The organism is Mycobacterium sp., assembly GCF_035633495.1.
Taxonomy (GTDB): domain Bacteria; phylum Actinomycetota; class Actinomycetes; order Mycobacteriales; family Mycobacteriaceae; genus Mycobacterium.
In genome coordinates this window covers 1-14,499 of record NZ_DASQEU010000100.1, presented here as the reverse complement: position 1 = coordinate 14,499, position 14,499 = coordinate 1, and the positions used below count along the sequence as shown (strand labels likewise).

At 68.3% G+C, this 14,499-nt stretch carries 18 protein-coding genes; 12 read left to right on the top strand and 6 right to left on the bottom strand.

Features of this window, described 5'->3' with window-relative positions; all coding sequences use genetic code 11:
• Positions 1 to 766: ABC transporter substrate-binding protein (locus VET27_RS15545; protein ID WP_526519641.1), on the bottom strand; the 766-nt coding region annotated here is incomplete at its 3' end.
• 96 nt (positions 767 to 862) lie between these two features.
• A complete protein-coding gene (gene typA / locus VET27_RS15540; protein WP_526519637.1) occupies positions 863 to 2,764 on the bottom strand; it encodes a translational GTPase TypA in 1,902 nt (633 codons plus the stop codon).
• Between typA and VET27_RS15535 the strand changes: the two genes are divergently transcribed.
• Both VET27_RS15535 and VET27_RS15530 read left to right on the top strand, forming a co-directional pair.
• Positions 2,720 to 3,004: a hypothetical protein gene (locus VET27_RS15535; RefSeq protein WP_526519644.1), complete on the top strand. Its 285-nt coding sequence runs from the start codon at positions 2,720 to 2,722 to the stop codon at positions 3,002 to 3,004. The genes typA and VET27_RS15535 overlap by 45 nt on opposite strands.
• Positions 3,005 to 3,064: 60 nt before the next feature.
• Complete coding sequence (locus tag VET27_RS15530) at positions 3,065 to 3,337, top strand: hypothetical protein (RefSeq protein ID WP_526519635.1); 273 nt, start codon at positions 3,065 to 3,067, stop codon at positions 3,335 to 3,337.
• A 63-nt stretch (positions 3,338 to 3,400) separates the two neighbouring features.
• On the opposite strand, the gene VET27_RS15525 is transcribed toward VET27_RS15530, so the two are convergent.
• Positions 3,401 to 3,796, bottom strand: coding sequence for a (deoxy)nucleoside triphosphate pyrophosphohydrolase (locus tag VET27_RS15525; RefSeq protein ID WP_526519633.1), 396 nt, complete (start codon positions 3,794 to 3,796; stop codon positions 3,401 to 3,403).
• A 24-nt stretch (positions 3,797 to 3,820) separates the two neighbouring features.
• Between VET27_RS15525 and VET27_RS15520 the strand changes: the two genes are divergently transcribed.
• Entirely contained in the window at positions 3,821 to 4,102 is a 282-nt protein-coding gene (locus tag VET27_RS15520; protein ID WP_526519631.1) for a 4a-hydroxytetrahydrobiopterin dehydratase, read from the top strand.
• On the opposite strand, the gene VET27_RS15515 is transcribed toward VET27_RS15520, so the two are convergent.
• The gene (locus tag VET27_RS15515) at positions 4,083 to 5,336 is read right to left on the bottom strand and encodes a mannosyltransferase (RefSeq protein ID WP_526519629.1); all 1,254 of its coding nucleotides are present in this window, start codon (positions 5,334 to 5,336) and stop codon (positions 4,083 to 4,085) included. The two genes, VET27_RS15520 and VET27_RS15515, sit on opposite strands and share 20 nt — an antisense overlap.
• 109 nt (positions 5,337 to 5,445) lie before the next feature.
• Here VET27_RS15515 and VET27_RS15510 point away from each other — a divergent pair, with 109 nt between their 5' ends.
• Positions 5,446 to 6,072 (top strand): hypothetical protein, encoded by a 627-nt coding sequence (locus VET27_RS15510; RefSeq protein WP_526519627.1) that lies wholly within the window; start codon positions 5,446 to 5,448, stop codon positions 6,070 to 6,072.
• 45 nt (positions 6,073 to 6,117) lie between these two features.
• Entirely contained in the window at positions 6,118 to 7,095 is a 978-nt protein-coding gene (locus VET27_RS15505) for an Rv1157c family protein (RefSeq protein WP_526519625.1), read from the top strand.
• Between the two features lie 103 nt (positions 7,096 to 7,198).
• Here VET27_RS15505 and VET27_RS15500 read toward each other — a convergent pair whose 3' ends face one another.
• Positions 7,199 to 7,348: a DUF1059 domain-containing protein gene (locus VET27_RS15500; protein ID WP_526519623.1), complete on the bottom strand. Its 150-nt coding sequence runs from the start codon at positions 7,346 to 7,348 to the stop codon at positions 7,199 to 7,201.
• 31 nt (positions 7,349 to 7,379) lie between these two features.
• On the opposite strand from VET27_RS15500, the gene VET27_RS15495 reads away from it, so the two are divergent.
• Entirely contained in the window at positions 7,380 to 8,039 is a 660-nt protein-coding gene (locus tag VET27_RS15495) for a nitroreductase family protein (protein ID WP_526519621.1), read from the top strand.
• 78 nt (positions 8,040 to 8,117) lie between these two features.
• Here VET27_RS15495 and VET27_RS15490 read toward each other — a convergent pair whose 3' ends face one another.
• A complete protein-coding gene (locus VET27_RS15490; protein ID WP_526519619.1) occupies positions 8,118 to 8,693 on the bottom strand; it encodes an HhH-GPD-type base excision DNA repair protein in 576 nt (191 codons plus the stop codon).
• 57 nt (positions 8,694 to 8,750) lie between these two features.
• Here VET27_RS15490 and VET27_RS15485 point away from each other — a divergent pair, with 57 nt between their 5' ends.
• From VET27_RS15485 to VET27_RS15460, 6 genes are all read left to right on the top strand, one after another.
• A complete protein-coding gene (locus VET27_RS15485; protein ID WP_526519617.1) occupies positions 8,751 to 9,962 on the top strand; it encodes a sensor histidine kinase in 1,212 nt (403 codons plus the stop codon).
• Entirely contained in the window at positions 9,959 to 10,816 is an 858-nt protein-coding gene (locus VET27_RS15480) for a LytR/AlgR family response regulator transcription factor (protein WP_526519614.1), read from the top strand. Before VET27_RS15485 ends, VET27_RS15480 begins: the two co-directional genes overlap by 4 nt.
• Positions 10,809 to 11,180 (top strand): hypothetical protein, encoded by a 372-nt coding sequence (locus tag VET27_RS15475; RefSeq protein ID WP_526519612.1) that lies wholly within the window; start codon positions 10,809 to 10,811, stop codon positions 11,178 to 11,180. The genes VET27_RS15480 and VET27_RS15475 overlap by 8 nt, the downstream gene beginning before the upstream one ends.
• Complete coding sequence (locus VET27_RS15470; protein ID WP_526519610.1) at positions 11,177 to 12,913, top strand: sodium/solute symporter; 1,737 nt, start codon at positions 11,177 to 11,179, stop codon at positions 12,911 to 12,913. Before VET27_RS15475 ends, VET27_RS15470 begins: the two co-directional genes overlap by 4 nt.
• A gap of 210 nt (positions 12,914 to 13,123) precedes the next feature.
• On the top strand, positions 13,124 to 13,414 hold the full coding sequence (locus tag VET27_RS15465) for a DUF485 domain-containing protein (protein ID WP_526519639.1): 291 nt from the start codon (positions 13,124 to 13,126) through the stop codon (positions 13,412 to 13,414).
• Positions 13,411 to 14,499: solute symporter family protein (locus tag VET27_RS15460; RefSeq protein ID WP_526519608.1), on the top strand; the 1,089-nt coding region annotated here is incomplete at its 3' end. The genes VET27_RS15465 and VET27_RS15460, both read left to right, overlap by 4 nt.

The following is a 14,499-nucleotide window of genomic DNA, read 5'->3' as shown; positions in this document are numbered from 1 at the left end:
CGACCTGCGTGTCGCCGTTGCGGATCGAGTCGGCGAGGACTGCGGGCGCTCCTCCGCGCCGGAACAGGATCTGGTCCGGTTTGGCGGGCTCCGCCCAGTACCGATCGTTGCGCGCCAGGAGGATCTCGTCTCGCTGCGGGTCGATGCTGTCGACGCGGAACTGGCCACCGGTGACCGGTAGCGCCCGCAGCAGGCCCGCCGCGAACCCGCCCGGGACGTCCTTGACGATGTGGGCGGGAAGGATGTCGTTGAAGAGTTCCCGCCACGCCGGGTAGGGCTGCGAGAAGGTCACCACCGCGGTCTTGCCGCCCTCGACCGACTGGACTCCGGTGATCAGGTCGTAGCCCGCGGGGTCGACGACACCGGGTTGACTGACCATCTGCCGCCACAGGTACCAGTAGTCGTCGGCGGCGATCGGCGCGTTGTCCGTCCACTGCGCCTCTGGCCTGATCTGGTAGGTGACGGTGAACGGGTCCTCGCTCGTCACCTCGGCTGACTCGAGCAGGGTCGGATCGAGTTCCCAGCGCGAGCCCGTCGCGGAGTTCGGATCCGGTATCGGCCGGAACGAGCTCGGCAGGACCAACGACGAGATGGCGGCGTTCACCGGCGACTGGTCCGACAGCAGGTGGGGATTGAATCCAGGGCCGATCGAGTCGATCGCCATGATGATCTGCGTCGCCTTGAGTGGTGGCGGAGGCGTGCTCTCCGCCGTCTCGGTACTTTGCGGCGCGGGCGGCGGGCTGACAGTGCATGCCGTGACCAGCATCAACGTCGAGGCCAACGCGCCGGCGACGTAGCTGAATCGTCGCAAAGTCGTCGGCACGCCCTTCAATCTAACCGCAACCGTGCGAGCCGCTCGACGTCAGCCGCGGGTCTTCGCCCGCGCCTTGCTGCGCGCCCGCAGGCTGGCGTTCAACTCGACCTTGCGTACCCGCACGATCTCTGGGGTGACCTCCGCGCACTCGTCCTCGGCGCAGAACTCCATGGCCTGCTCGAGGCCGAGTTCGAGCGGACGGGCCAGCGTCTCGAAGACATCCGCCGTCGACGAGCGCATGTTCGTGAGCTTCTTCTCTCGCGTCGCGTTGATGTCGAGGTCCTCGGCCCGCGGGTTGATCCCGACGACCTGGCCCTCGTAGGTGTCCTGGCCCGGCTCGACGAAGAACTGACCGCGGTCGGACAGTTGTGTCAATGCGAACGGCGTGATCTTGCCGGTTCGGTCCGACACCAGCGAACCGGTGTGGCGGGCCCGGATCTCGCCGGCCCACGGCCGGTAGCCGTCGAACACCGCGTTGGCGATGCCGGTGCCGCGGGTCAGGGTGAGGAAGTCGGTCCGGAAGCCGATCAGCCCACGGCTGGGCACGATGAAGTCCATCCGGACCCAACCGGCGGCGTGGTTGGCCATCTCCTCCATGCGACCCTTGCGGCCGGCCATCAGCTGCGTGATGGCCCCGACGAACTCGTCGGGACAGTCGATGGTCATCGCCTCGAATGGCTCGTGCAGCTTGCCGTCGATGGTCCTGGTGACCACCTGGGGCTTGCCGACCGTTAGTTCGAAGCCCTCGCGCCTCATCTGCTCGACCAGCACCGCCAGCGCCAGCTCGCCTCGGCCCTGAACCTCCCAGGCGTCGGGCCGGTCAATGTCCACGACCTTGATCGACACGTTGCCGACGAGTTCGGAGTCCAACCGCGACTTCACCATTCGTGCGGTCAGCTTGTGCCCGGATACCTTGCCCGCGAGCGGCGAGGTGTTGGTGCCGATCGTGACCGAGATGGCGGGCTCGTCGACGGTGATGCGAGGTAGGGCGTGGGCGTGGTCCTGGTCGGCGAGCGTGTCGCCGATCATGATCTCGGGCATGCCCGCGACGGCGACGATGTCACCGGCAATGGCCTCGTCCGTAGCGGTGCGCTCCACGCCTTCGGTGACCAGAAGCTCAGTGATCTTGGCGTTCGTGATCACCGGATGGCCGTCCACCTCGCGCATCCAGGCAACCTGCTGGCCCTTGCGGAGCCGGCCCTTGTAGATGCGGACGAGCGCGAGCCTGCCGAGGAAGGCCGACGCGTCGAGGTTGGTCACCAGCGCCTGCAACGGGGCGTCGGGGTCGCCCTGCGGTGGCGGGATGTGCTCGAGCAGCACGTCGAACAGGGGGTCCAGGTTCTCGCCGTCGGGGTTCTCGCCGTTGGCCGGTTCTGTGGTGCTGGCGATGCCGGCGCGGCCCGACGCGTACAGCGTCGGTAGTCCGAGTGCGTTCTCGGCGGCGGCCTGCGCCTCCGCGTCGAGGTCGGATGCGACGTCGAGCAGGAGGTCATGACTCTCGGAGACCACCGCGGCGATGCGGGCATCGGGGCGGTCGGTCTTGTTGACCACCAGGATCACCGGCAGGTGCGCGGCCAGCGCCTTGCGCAGGACGAACCTGGTCTGCGGCAGTGGGCCCTCCGACGCGTCCACCAGCAGCAGCACGCCATCCACCATCGACAGACCGCGCTCCACCTCGCCGCCGAAGTCGGCGTGGCCAGGGGTGTCGATCACGTTGATCACGGTCATGCTGCCGTCGGGGTTCTTGCGATGGACGGCGGTGTTCTTCGCCAGGATCGTGATGCCCTTTTCCTTCTCGAGGTCACCGGAGTCCATCAGGCGCTCGACGGCGTCGTCACCGCGGTGGGTCAGGGCACCGGATTGTCGCAGCATGGCGTCGACGAGGGTGGTCTTGCCGTGGTCGACGTGAGCGACGATGGCGACATTGCGAAAATCCGGGAGAGAATCCACGTCGAGATTGTCGCAGCGTGGGTAGCCAATCGCGAAAACGACGGAATGAGCCCGCAGGCATTGAGAGGCAGAAGTGAAGCCGTCCGAGTTCGCCTCACTCACACCGAAGAAGAAGTGTTGTCGCAGCAAACCTCGCTGCAAGCGCTGTCCACTCGTCCTTCACAAGTCCGCAAGGCGGAGCTGTCCGGCCTCCGCGGCAGGGAGCTGGACAAGGTCGTCAAACGCGCCCGAAAAGCCTGACTACCTGGATGAACATCGGCGTACGGTGAAAGTGTCCGTCGCTGGTTGGAGGTAACGATCATGACGGTTTTCGAAGTGGCGACCATCGCCCTGGTGATCGTCCTGGCCAGTGCCGCGACCGTGGCCATCTATCTCGGCCTGCTGAACTGGATCGGTGGGTACTACGTCGTGCGGTGTGCGGCATGTCACCACTTGACCGGTTCGTCGGTCAACAGAGCGCAGGGGTCGTGCCCGCATTGTCGGCACCCCGCGCTGCTACACCCGGTGTATGCGGTTCGACATACGCAGAGCCCGTCCGAGGTACGGGTGGTCGGCGACCGACTCAGGTACTGAGACGGCCAGGGCGCGAACCGGCGCGCCGCGCACGTCACGACATTCGCTGGGAGGCGGGCGCCTTTACGCCGGGAAGGCAAGTGCCGCAATGAGATCCGGTAGCAAGACACGGTCGGCAGGTACCCATTCGAGCCCGTCGAGTTCGTCGACCGCCACCCAGCGCAGCGCGCGATGATCGCGCGGCCGCACGCTGCCGCCGATCTGCGTGACGAGAAACGCGCGCAGCGTCATCCCCCCGTTCAAGGAGACGTCGGCACCCAGCCGCGCCCCTACCGCGACCTCGACGCCGAGTTCCTCGTCGAGTTCGCGTACCAGCGCATCGGCGTCGCTCTCGCCCGAAGCCACCTTGCCACCGGGAAGCTCCCACAGTCCGGCCAGTTCCGGGGGCCGTTCGCGTTGGGCCACCAGCAGGGTTGCGCCGGACATCAGTGCGCCCGCGACGACGATCTGGTTCGGCACGCAGCGACGGTATACCTTCGAGTGATGGCTGTGTTAAAGGATGAACAAGTGGACGCCGCACTGCTCGGGCTCGTCGGCTGGGAGCGCTCAGACGGAGCCCTGCGACGGTCGGTCGAGTTTCCCGCATTCCTCGACGGCATCGACGCCGTCCGCCGCGTCGGCGAGCACGCCGAGAGCGAAGACCATCATCCCGACATCGACATCCGTTGGCGGAAGGTGACTTTCACTCTCGTCACACATTCCGAGGGTGGAATCACCGACAAGGACGTGGCGATGGCGGGCGACATCAATCGGATCGTCGGCTGACCACCGCGACGTACGCCAGGGTTGCCACCGACGCCAGCACGTAGAGCGAGCCGGCGAACTCCGCGTACCAGGGTCTGCCGCTCAGGTGGCCGCCGTCGCTCGCGAACGTCACCAACCACGGCGGGCCCAGATACGCCAGCGCCACCCACGCCCAGCCGACGAGGCGCGTCCATCTGCGCGTCGACCCGAGCACCAGCCACATGACGAGCGGCAGCATCCACACCCAGTGATGGGTCCAGCTGATTGGCGAGATCAGCAACCCGAACAGCATCACGACGACGATCCGGCCCAGCGGGTCGTCGCCGCCGATCCGCCACCACGCGGCCAGGCTCAGCATTGCCGTGACGGCCACCGCGACGACCAACAGCGGACCGTACCCGCCGTCGTTTCCCGTCACGTAGCCGACCACGCCGCGGAGCGACTGGTTCATCGGGGAATTGACGACGCCGACCCGGTCGGCGTTGCCGAGTAGGTCGGTGAAGTAGAACCGCGCCTGCGCGCCGCCCAACGCGATCGACGCCGCCACGGTCGCGCCGAACACCACCGCGGAGAACGCGACCGCCCTCCAGCGCCGGGCGCCGACGAAGTACAGGCCCGCGACCGCAGGCGTCAACTTCACCCCGGCCGCCAGACCCACCAGCAGCCCGGAGACCCACCACCGGCTGCTGTACACCGCCCACAGCACGGCGAGCATCAACAGCGCGCCGACCTGGCCGAGCTCGAAGAGATGGCGGACCGGCTCGAACCAGATCGCCAGCGCGGTCCACGCCATCGCCATGCGAAGGTCCGGTGTGCCCAACAGCTTCAGCACGAGCACCGCGGAGCCGTAGAGCGCCGCGACGATGCCGAGCTGCCAGCACAGCCCCACGAGGGGGAACGGCAGGAAGTGCAGCGGATAGAACACCAAGCCCGCGAACGGCGGATACGTGAACTGCAACGGCAGCGGCGGGATCACCGGGTGATAGACGAAGTCGTACAGGCCGCCGCGGTCCATGGTCGCGGCGCCGTCGACGTAGACGTGAAGGTCGATGAAATTGGTGCCGTTGGGCACCAGATAGGTGACGCCGAATCGCACGAGGAGGCTGAGCGCAAGCAGGTACGGCGCGAGCACCGCGATTCGGCTCCGCGGCGACGCGCCGACGCTGGCGAGTGCGACCTCCGTCTGTCTGGCTATCCGTCCGACTCTAGATTCCCCCGTCGCTTCGCTCGCCCAGGCAAGCGATTGGGTCACCATCGGCCGTCGTGTCAGTAACGGTTGCATAAATGCCACACGTGTCACTTGAGTAACTCCAGTAACTCCGTAGCTTCGGTGTCAGACGTGCCGTCAACCGATTGGGAGAACCATGCGCTTCACCAGAAAACTACTTGCCACCAGCGTGATTGCGGCCGCTTGCGCGGTTCCGGGCGCGCTGCTGCTCAGCGCCACCGCGGCGGCCGACCCCGTCCCGGCGCCTGCTCCGGCGATCCCCAACATGTCGGGCATCCCGTTCCTCAACCAGATTTCGCCCGCCAACGCGCCTGCCCTGCTGCAGGGCCTGGCGTCGGCCTTCACCGGAGCGGCCGGCGCACCGGCGGCGGCCCCCGCAGCCGCACCCGCACCAGCGGCGACCGCCTCGGTCACGCTGCCTCAGGCACCTGCCACCCCCGCGGCGGCCGTTCCTGCCGCGGCTCCGGCGGCCGCGACACCGACGGGTCTGGTCCCGACGGCCGAGGTTCAGCTGCCGCAGGTGCCGGGGAACCCGTTGCCCCTGCCGCAGCAGCTCAGCTTCCCCGGTGACCTGGTGTCGCTGATGCCCGCAGGCACGCCGCTGGCCAACCTGCTGCCGAAGTCGCCGACGGCCCTCCCGGCAGCAGCAGCACCTGTTGCCGCGGCCGCCGCGCCCGCCGTCGCGGCGCCCGCCCTACCTACCGCGACCAATGGCCTGGCAGGGCTGTCACCGCTGATGTTCCCCACTGCAGCGCTGCCCTGACGCTTGCCCCACTAGGCCCCAGAACCGACGAATCACGGGAGAGTCATGCCTTCGAGGAGAACGCTGCTGATCGCACTCGGTGCGTCGGCCGCGCTGACGCTGAGCGCCCAACCGGTCGCCCATGCGGAGCCCGCGCCGCCGCTGCCGATTCCGATCAGTGGTCTTCAGGCGCCCGGACTGCCCGCGATGGAGAGCCTGGGGCCTGCCATCCAGCAGGCGGCTGGTGACCCGACGAACGCCGCGTCGATGCTGATGGCCGCGGCGGCGGCGTTCGCGGGCAACAGCGCGGCGCCGTCGAACTCGAAGAACGTGGCGGCGGCGGTCAATCAGTTCGTCGCCGATCCTCAGGTGGCGCACGTCCCTGCGGCAGGTGCGGTCCCCGGTACCGAGGCGCACCTTCCGTTGGGGGTCGACCCCGCGCATGCGGCCGGCCCTGCGCCGGAGGCGGCGCCGCTCGCCGCCGCGGCACCGGCTCCCGAGGCGGCAGTCCCCGCGCCCGACACGGCTCCCGCACCTGACGCGGCCCCCGCGCCTGCAGCGGATGCAGCACCCGTGGCGGCAGCCGTCCCGGGACCGGACGGCGCCCCGGCCCCGGCCCCCTCCTTCGGACCGGATGCGCCCATGACGCAGGACTTCATGTATCCGTCGATCAGCAACGGGTGCTTGAAGGACGGCGGAAACGTTCTGGCGACGGCGATCTCGGTGGCCGGCCCTGCCTCGATCCCGAAGCCCGGCCCCGCCGCGGGTCAGACGGCGTACGTGTTCACGGCGATGGGCACGCCGGGGCCCGCCGCTGAGCAGAAGCTGCCGCTGAACGTCACCTGGGTCAACCTGACGACGGGCAAGTCCGGCACCGCCACGCTCGAGCCGCAGGCCGACATCAACCCCGCGGGCCCGACGACGCTGACCGTGATCGCCGACACGGGGTCGGGCAGCATCATGTCGACCATCTTCGGCCAGGTCACCACGACCGAGAAGCAGTGTCAGTTCATGCCGACGATCGGTTCGACCGTCGTCCCCTGACCTCGCCTTCTCCGACCCCTCCTCCGCGAGCGTGCGTGTCTGCACGCGACACGCCGTGCCGTATCAGCACAACGCGCACGCTCGCGAGAGTGGTAGGACCCGGTCAGTAGGCCATGAACAGGATCATCTCCCGGTCGTACTCCCGGCCCGGGTGCACCTCGGCGAGATGCGCCTGAGCCTTCTCGACGAGGTCGTCTTCGTCGGTGCCGGTGATGGCCTCGCCGCAGGGACAGCTCAAGTGTGTTTTCGCCATGCCATCACGATCCCACGAGCATGATGGCGGCATGGAGTTGTACGACGTTATGCGCACCACCGGGGCGGTTCGACGCTTCACCGGAGGTCCACTTCCCGACGACGTGCTCGAGCGGATCCTGGACAACGCCCGCTTCGCGCCCAGCGGTGGCAACCGCCAAGGGGTGCGGGTGATCGCCGTGCGCGACATGCCGACACGCGAGCGGCTGGCCGAGTTGTCCAGCCCCGGCGCACAGAGGTACGCAGCGCAGATCGCCAATGGCGAGGCACCGTGGAACCCGTTGCAACCATGCGGCGTCGACGACGCGACGATCAGGGCCACGTTGGTGCCGCGCGGAGGAGGCGGCACGCTGCTGGACTCCGAGGTGGTGCTGGTGATCTGTCTCGACCTCGGCGTCGTCGCAGCCTTCGATCAGGACCTCGACCGCATCGGCGTGATCAGTGGCGCATCGGTGTACCCGTTCGTCTGGAACGTGTTGCTCGCCGCCCGCAACGAGGGTTACGGCGGCGTGTTGACGACGATGGTGGTGGCCCAGGAACCATTGGTGAAGCAGCTGCTGGGCATCCCCGACCAGTACGCGGTCGCTGCGATGCTGCCGCTGGGCAAGCCCGAACATCAGGTCAGCAAGCTCACCCGCAGGCCCGTCGCGGAGTTCGTCACCCGCGACCGGTTCGACGGCGACCCACTCTAGGTCGCGCGCCCACTCTGCGCAGGCGGCGGAGAAGTGCGAGTGGAGTACGCCGTAGCCGCAGAATGGCGGCCGCGGACTCTAGGCCTTCGCCTTCGCTGCCGCCTTGGCGGCCTTCTTGTACGACCGCACCTCGTCCAGCGATCCCTGGTCGACGACGTCGGCCACCGACATGTGCGTGCCCGCCTTGCCGTAGTCACCCGCCGCCTCGCGCCAGCCCTTCGGCGTCACGCCGTACTGCTTGCCGAGGAGCGCCAGGAAGATCTTGGCCTTCTGTTCACCGAAGCCGGGCAACGCCTTGAGGCGTCGCAGCACCTCGGCGCCATCGGGGTCACCGGAGGTCCAGAGCGCCACGACGTCACCGCCGTACTCGTCGACGACCGTCTGCGCCAACGTCTGCAGCCGCTGGCCCATCGATCCCGGAAAGCGATGCACCGCAGGCTTTTCCGAGCAGATCGCGATGAACTTCTCCGGGTCGTAGGCGGCGATCTCGGCGGCGTCCACTCCACCCATGCGCTCGGCGAGCTTGCGCGGTCCGGCGAAGGCGACTTCCATCGGAATCTGCTGATCCAGCATCATGCCGACCAGCAGCGCAAAGGGATTGGACTCCAACAGCTCATCGGCGGCCGGATCTTGCACGAGCTGCAGTTTCGCCATGGCGTCAGTCTAAGGTGGCCTTCACCCTCAGACCCTGCCCCGACCGTGCGAGGTGACATGCCGGGCGAGATCGCGATCGCATTGGCGGCAGCGCTGATCCTGGCCACCGCGGCGGCCGTCATCGCCGTGCGTACCCGCCGTGTCGTCAGCACCCCCACCGAGCGAGCGGTGCACGCCGCCCTGCACACCGCGTCGCTCGCGGCGCACGCGCTACGGCACGGCCTGGACGCGGAATCGGCGCAGCGGGCCGCTCCGGTGTTGCGAGAGCTGACCGGCGCCGACGCCGTCGTGGTGTACGACGCGTCCGGCGAACATCTGGCGCACGATCCGTCCGACCGATCCACGTTGACGACGGATGCACTCGCCGCGGCCGAGACCGTCGCGGCCGAGGCGCTCGCCGGCCAGCGGCGGATCATGTCCGCCCACCGAGCGGGCGCGATGGTCGCCCAACCACTTCTGACCGACGACGGCGACGCTCTCGGCGTACTCGTCGCGGTGACGTCCCGCCAACCTGGGCCAGGCATGCTCGGCGCCATCGGGGAGGTGGCGAGCTACGCGGCCAGCCAGCTCGAACTCGCCGATCTCGACGCGTCGCGCGCTCGCCTCGACCGTGCCGAGGTGCTGGCTCTGCGCGCCCAGATCAGCCCGCACTTCATCTACAACGCGCTCAACACGATCGCGTCCTTCGTGCGCACCGACCCCGCCCGCGCCCGCGAGCTGATCCTCGAGTTCGCCGACTTCACCCGCTATTCGTTCCGCGCGGCAGGCCAGTACACGACCCTGTCGGACGAACTGCGCAACATCGACCGCTACCTGACGCTGGAACGCGCCCGCTTCGGCGAGGCGCTGACGGTCAGGCTCCAGGTCGCACCCGAGATGCTCGCGGTCGTCGTTCCGTTCCTCGCACTGCAACCGTTGGTGGAGAACGCAGTCCGGCACGGGTTCGCAGGCCGGGGCGGGGGCACCGTCGAGATCATCGCCCGCGACGACGGCACCGACTGCGTCATCACCGTCGAGGACGACGGCGTCGGGATGGACCCGGAGGCTCTGCGATCGGGTCCTGCCGACGCGCTCGCCGACGGAACGCCGGACGTGAGCGGCCATTCCGCACACGTGGGTCTGACCAATGTGGACCATCGCCTGCGCGCAGCGTTCGGAAACGACTACGGTCTGGTGGTCGAGACGGCCGTGGGCGCGGGCACCAAGGTCATCATGCGGGTCCCGAAGTTCGCATCGGGCGTCCGGGCCGGCGGAGGTGCAATTCGGTGAGCAGAAAACTGAGCGTGCTCGCGGTGGACGACGAGGCGCCCGCCCTCGACGAGTTGGTGTACCTCCTGGGCGAGCACCCCGACGTCGCGGAGGTGTTCCAGGCCGCAGACGCGACGTCGGCATTGCGGGAGCTGAACCAGCGCACCATGGATGCGGTCTTCCTGGACATCAACATGCCTGGCCTGAGCGGCCTCGAACTGGCTGGCGTGCTGGCCAACTACTCTTACCGTCCGGCCGTGGTGTTCGTGACGGCCCACGACGACAAGGCGGTGGAGGCGTTCGACGTCGGCGCCGTCGACTACCTCCTCAAGCCCATCCGCCAGAGCAGGCTCGACGAGGCCGTCCGCAGGGTCCTGGCCGCACCGGTGGACCCGGCGCGCGACGAGGCAGGCATCGCGAGCGACGACGACGAGGACGGCGACGTCGTCCCCGCCGAACTCGGCGGCATCACCCAGCTGGTCCCACGCGACACCATCGGTTGGGTCGAAGCCGAGGGCGACTACGCGCGACTGCACTCCGCGTCCGGTGCACACCTGGTGCGGATCCCGCTGAGCACTCTCGAATCACGTTGGCGGGAAAGAGGATTCCAACGCATCCATCGGTCGTATCTGGTGGCCCTTCGGCTGGTCGTCGGGGTGCGCACGACGGACGGCGCGGTGCTGGTGCGGCTGCGCGCGAACGGTGCGTCACCCGCAGTGGAACTGCCGGTGAGTCGTCGACAGGCCCGCGAGCTTCGCGACCGGGTGATCCGGGAGCCGATGCGCAACCTGCGGCCCGCCAATCCGGCGCTGGGGGTCCCCCCGCTTGCGGGGGAGAGCGAAGCGACCCGGGGATTGGCCGGCGGCGATGACTAGCGCACGTCCGCAGCGCGAACGGGTGATCCTCGCCAATCGCCGGGGTGCCCGGGTCATCCGGACGCGGGTGGAGGTGCAGGAGCAGACGCAGGTGGGCGACGCGCTGGTCCGCGGACTGATGCGGGCCCAGCTCGGTTTGGCATTGCGACTGGCCGCCGTCGTCGTGTGCGCGGTCGCGGCAGTTCCGTTGTTGATGGGACTCTTTCCCCAGATCGACGAGGTCCAGGTGTTCGGCATTCGGCTGAACTGGCTGATCCTCGCCGTGCTCGTCTACCCGGTGCTGTACGGCGTCGGGCGGCTCTACGTACGACTGGCCGAACAGGGTGAGCGGGACTTCGTCAGCGTCGTCGACGGCGAACCGTGACGGCCGCACCGTTGACGGCGGCGGCGCTACTCGCCGCCGCGCTCGCAACGATCGGCATCGGCGTCTACGGCATCCGCTTGTCCCGTACCACGTCCGACTTCCTGGTCGCGTCGCGCAGCATCGGACCGCACTGGAATGCCGCCGCGATCTCCGGTGAATACCTCTCGGCCGCATCGTTTCTCGGCGTCGCCGGGCTCATCGCCAAGTACGGTGCCGACGCCCTGTGGTATCCGGTCGGCTTCACGGCCGGGTACCTCGGGCTGTTGTTGTTCGTCGCCGCGCCGTTGCGCCGCTCGGGTGCCTACACGGTCCCCGACTTCGCCGAGTTCCGATTGGGCTCGGCGAGGATGCGCAGGGTCGCGATGCTCGTCGTGGTCGTCATATGCACCTTCTACCTGGTCCCGCAGTATCAGGGCGCCGGGCTGGTGTTGAAAACGCTTCTGGGCTTGCCGGTTTGGCTCGGTCCGGTAGCCGTCGGCGCCATCGTCATCATCAACGTCGTCGGTGGCGGCATGCGGTCCATCACGTTCGTGCAGGCGTTCCAGTACTGGCTGAAGCTCACGGCGATCGCGGTGCCCGCGCTGGCCCTGCTCGCCCTCTTCATGCGCGACGGTACCAATCTCGACGGGCCGTTGCCGCCCATCGTCAAGCACCAGACCACCGTCACCGTCGAGACCGACGTCGTCGTGCAGGTCGCCGAACCGGCAGGTATCAAGGTGACCGGCGACGTCGACGGAATGCGGCTGGCCGACGCACCCTTCGCGTCGCCGGGCCGCTACACGCTGGCCCGCGGGACGACGCTGAACCTTGCGGCGGGCTCGGCGACACCGGTCGTCGCGGGCGCACCCAGCTCGGGTGACGACTGGCTCTCGTCGGGCCGCGGGCTGGGCGGTAATCATCCGCTGTATCAGGTGATCTCGATCATCATCGCCACCTTCCTCGGCACCATGGGACTGCCTCACGTACTGGTCCGCTTCTACACCAACCCCGATGGCACCGCGGCCAGGCGTACCGCGTTGGCCGTGATCGCCCTGCTGTCGCTGTTCTACCTCTTCCCGACGCTTTTGGGCGTCTTCGCCAGACAGTTCGTGCCGCAGCTCCTCATCACGGGCACCGCGGACGCGGCGGTGCTCCTGCTGCCCAGCGCGGCGATCGGTGGAAACGGCGGCGCCGCGCTGGCGGCGCTGGTGGCGGCGGGCGCCATCGCCGCCTTCCTCGCGACGTCGTCCGGACTGCTCGTCAGCATCGCGGGCGCGTTGTCGACCGACGTTCTGCGCGGACGCGTGCGCGACTTCCGGGTCGCCGCGCTGATCGGCGGGATGGTGCCGATCCCGCTGGCTCTGCTCGCCTCGTCGCTGGAGCTCTCCCGCAGCGTCGGCCTCGCCTTCGCGGTCGCCGCCTCCACGCTGTGTCCACTACTGGTGCTGGGCATCTGGTGGCGCGGCCTGACTAGCGTCGGCGCCGCGTGCGGGCTCGCCGTCGGCGGTCTGGCGTCCGGAGTCGCGACGACGTTGGCGATCACCGGCGGCATCGACGACCGGCTGCTCGGCGGCTGGCCCGCGGCCGTCGTGGGCTACCCCGCCGCGGTCACCGTTCCCCTCGCCTTCCTCACGATGGTGGTGGTCAGCCGGCTCACCGCGTCGTCCACGCCGCCCGACGTGGCGAGGATCTTCGCTCGCATGCACGTCCCGGAACGACTCGGGATGGGCGTCGAGCGTCTTCCCATCGATTGAGCATCGCCACAGCTCAACCGTTCATCGCCGGCGCCGAACCGCTCACCGCACGCCATCCCGGCTTTGGCGTCTGATCAGCGAAAACCCTTGGGTCTGTGACCTGGCTCTCAATATGCTCACTGCGAGTTCCCAGTTCACACCCAGTGTCAGGAGTCCGCGGTGTCGACCACCGAAATCCCACCAGCCCATACGGGCCAACAGTTCTTGGACATGCAGGCCAGCCCCGAGTTCCAGGATCTCCGGACTCGGCTGCGCCGCTTCGTCTTTCCGATGACGGCGTTCTTCCTCGTCTGGTACGCGACCTACGTTCTGCTTGGCGCCTTCGCCCACGACTTCATGGCGACCCGCGTGTTCGGCAACGTCAACCTTGGCCTGCTGATCGGCCTCGGCCAGTTCCTGACCACGTTCGTCATCACCGGTCTCTACGTACGGTTCGCCAACCGCGAGCTCGACCCACGCGCCGCCGCGATCCGCACCGAGATGGAAGGCACCGAGCAATGAGCGTCCTCGCAGCAGGCGAAACCATTGGCAACCCGGTGGCCAACATCGGCATCTTCGCCCTCTTCGTCGTCATCACGATGATCGTGGTGATCCGGGCCAGCAAGAAGAACGCGACCGCCGACGAGTTCTTCACCGGCGGCAGGGCGTTCTCCGGCCCGCAGAACGGCATCGCCATCGCAGGCGACTACCTGTCGGCAGCCAGCTTCCTCGGGATCGCGGGCGCCATCGCCGTCTACGGCTACGACGGCTTCCTGTACTCCATCGGCTTCCTGGTGGCCTGGCTGGTCGCACTGCTGCTGGTCGCCGAATTGCTGCGCAACACCGGCAGATTCACGATGGCGGACGTGCTGAGCTTCCGGCTCAAGCAACGCCCGGTGCGGATGGCCGCCGCCACGTCGACACTGACGGTGTCGCTGTTCTACCTGCTGGCGCAGATGGCGGGTGCCGGCGGCCTCGTCGCGCTGCTGCTCGACATCAAGAGCCGCGGCGGGCAGTCGATCGTGATCGCCGTCGTCGGCATCCTGATGATCGTCTACGTCCTCGTCGGCGGCATGAAGGGCACCACCTGGGTCCAGATCATCAAGGCTGCCCTGCTCATCATCGGCGCGGGCATCATGACGCTTGCCGTCGGCTGGATCTACCGGTTCAACCTGTCGGCGCTGTTCGACGCGGCCATTGCGAACTCCGGGGCGCTCGGGGAGAAGATTCTCAACCCGGGGCTGCAGTACGGCCGGACGACCACGGCCAAGATCGACTTCATCTCCCTGTCGATCGCGCTCGTGCTCGGGACGGCGGGGCTGCCGCACGTGCTCATGAGGTTCTACACCGTGCCCAGTTCCAAGGAGGCGCGCCGCTCGGTCGTCTGGGCGATCTGGCTGATCGGGCTCTTCTACCTTGTCACATTGGTTCTCGGCTTCGGTGCCGCCGCGCTGGTCGGCCCGGACGTCATCAAGGCCGCTCCCGGCGGTCAGAACTCGGCGGCTCCGCTGCTGGCCTTCCACCTCGGCGGTGAGCTGCTCCTCGGCGTGATCTCAGCCGTGGCCTTCGCGACCATCCTCGCGGTGGTCGCCGGGCTGACCATCACG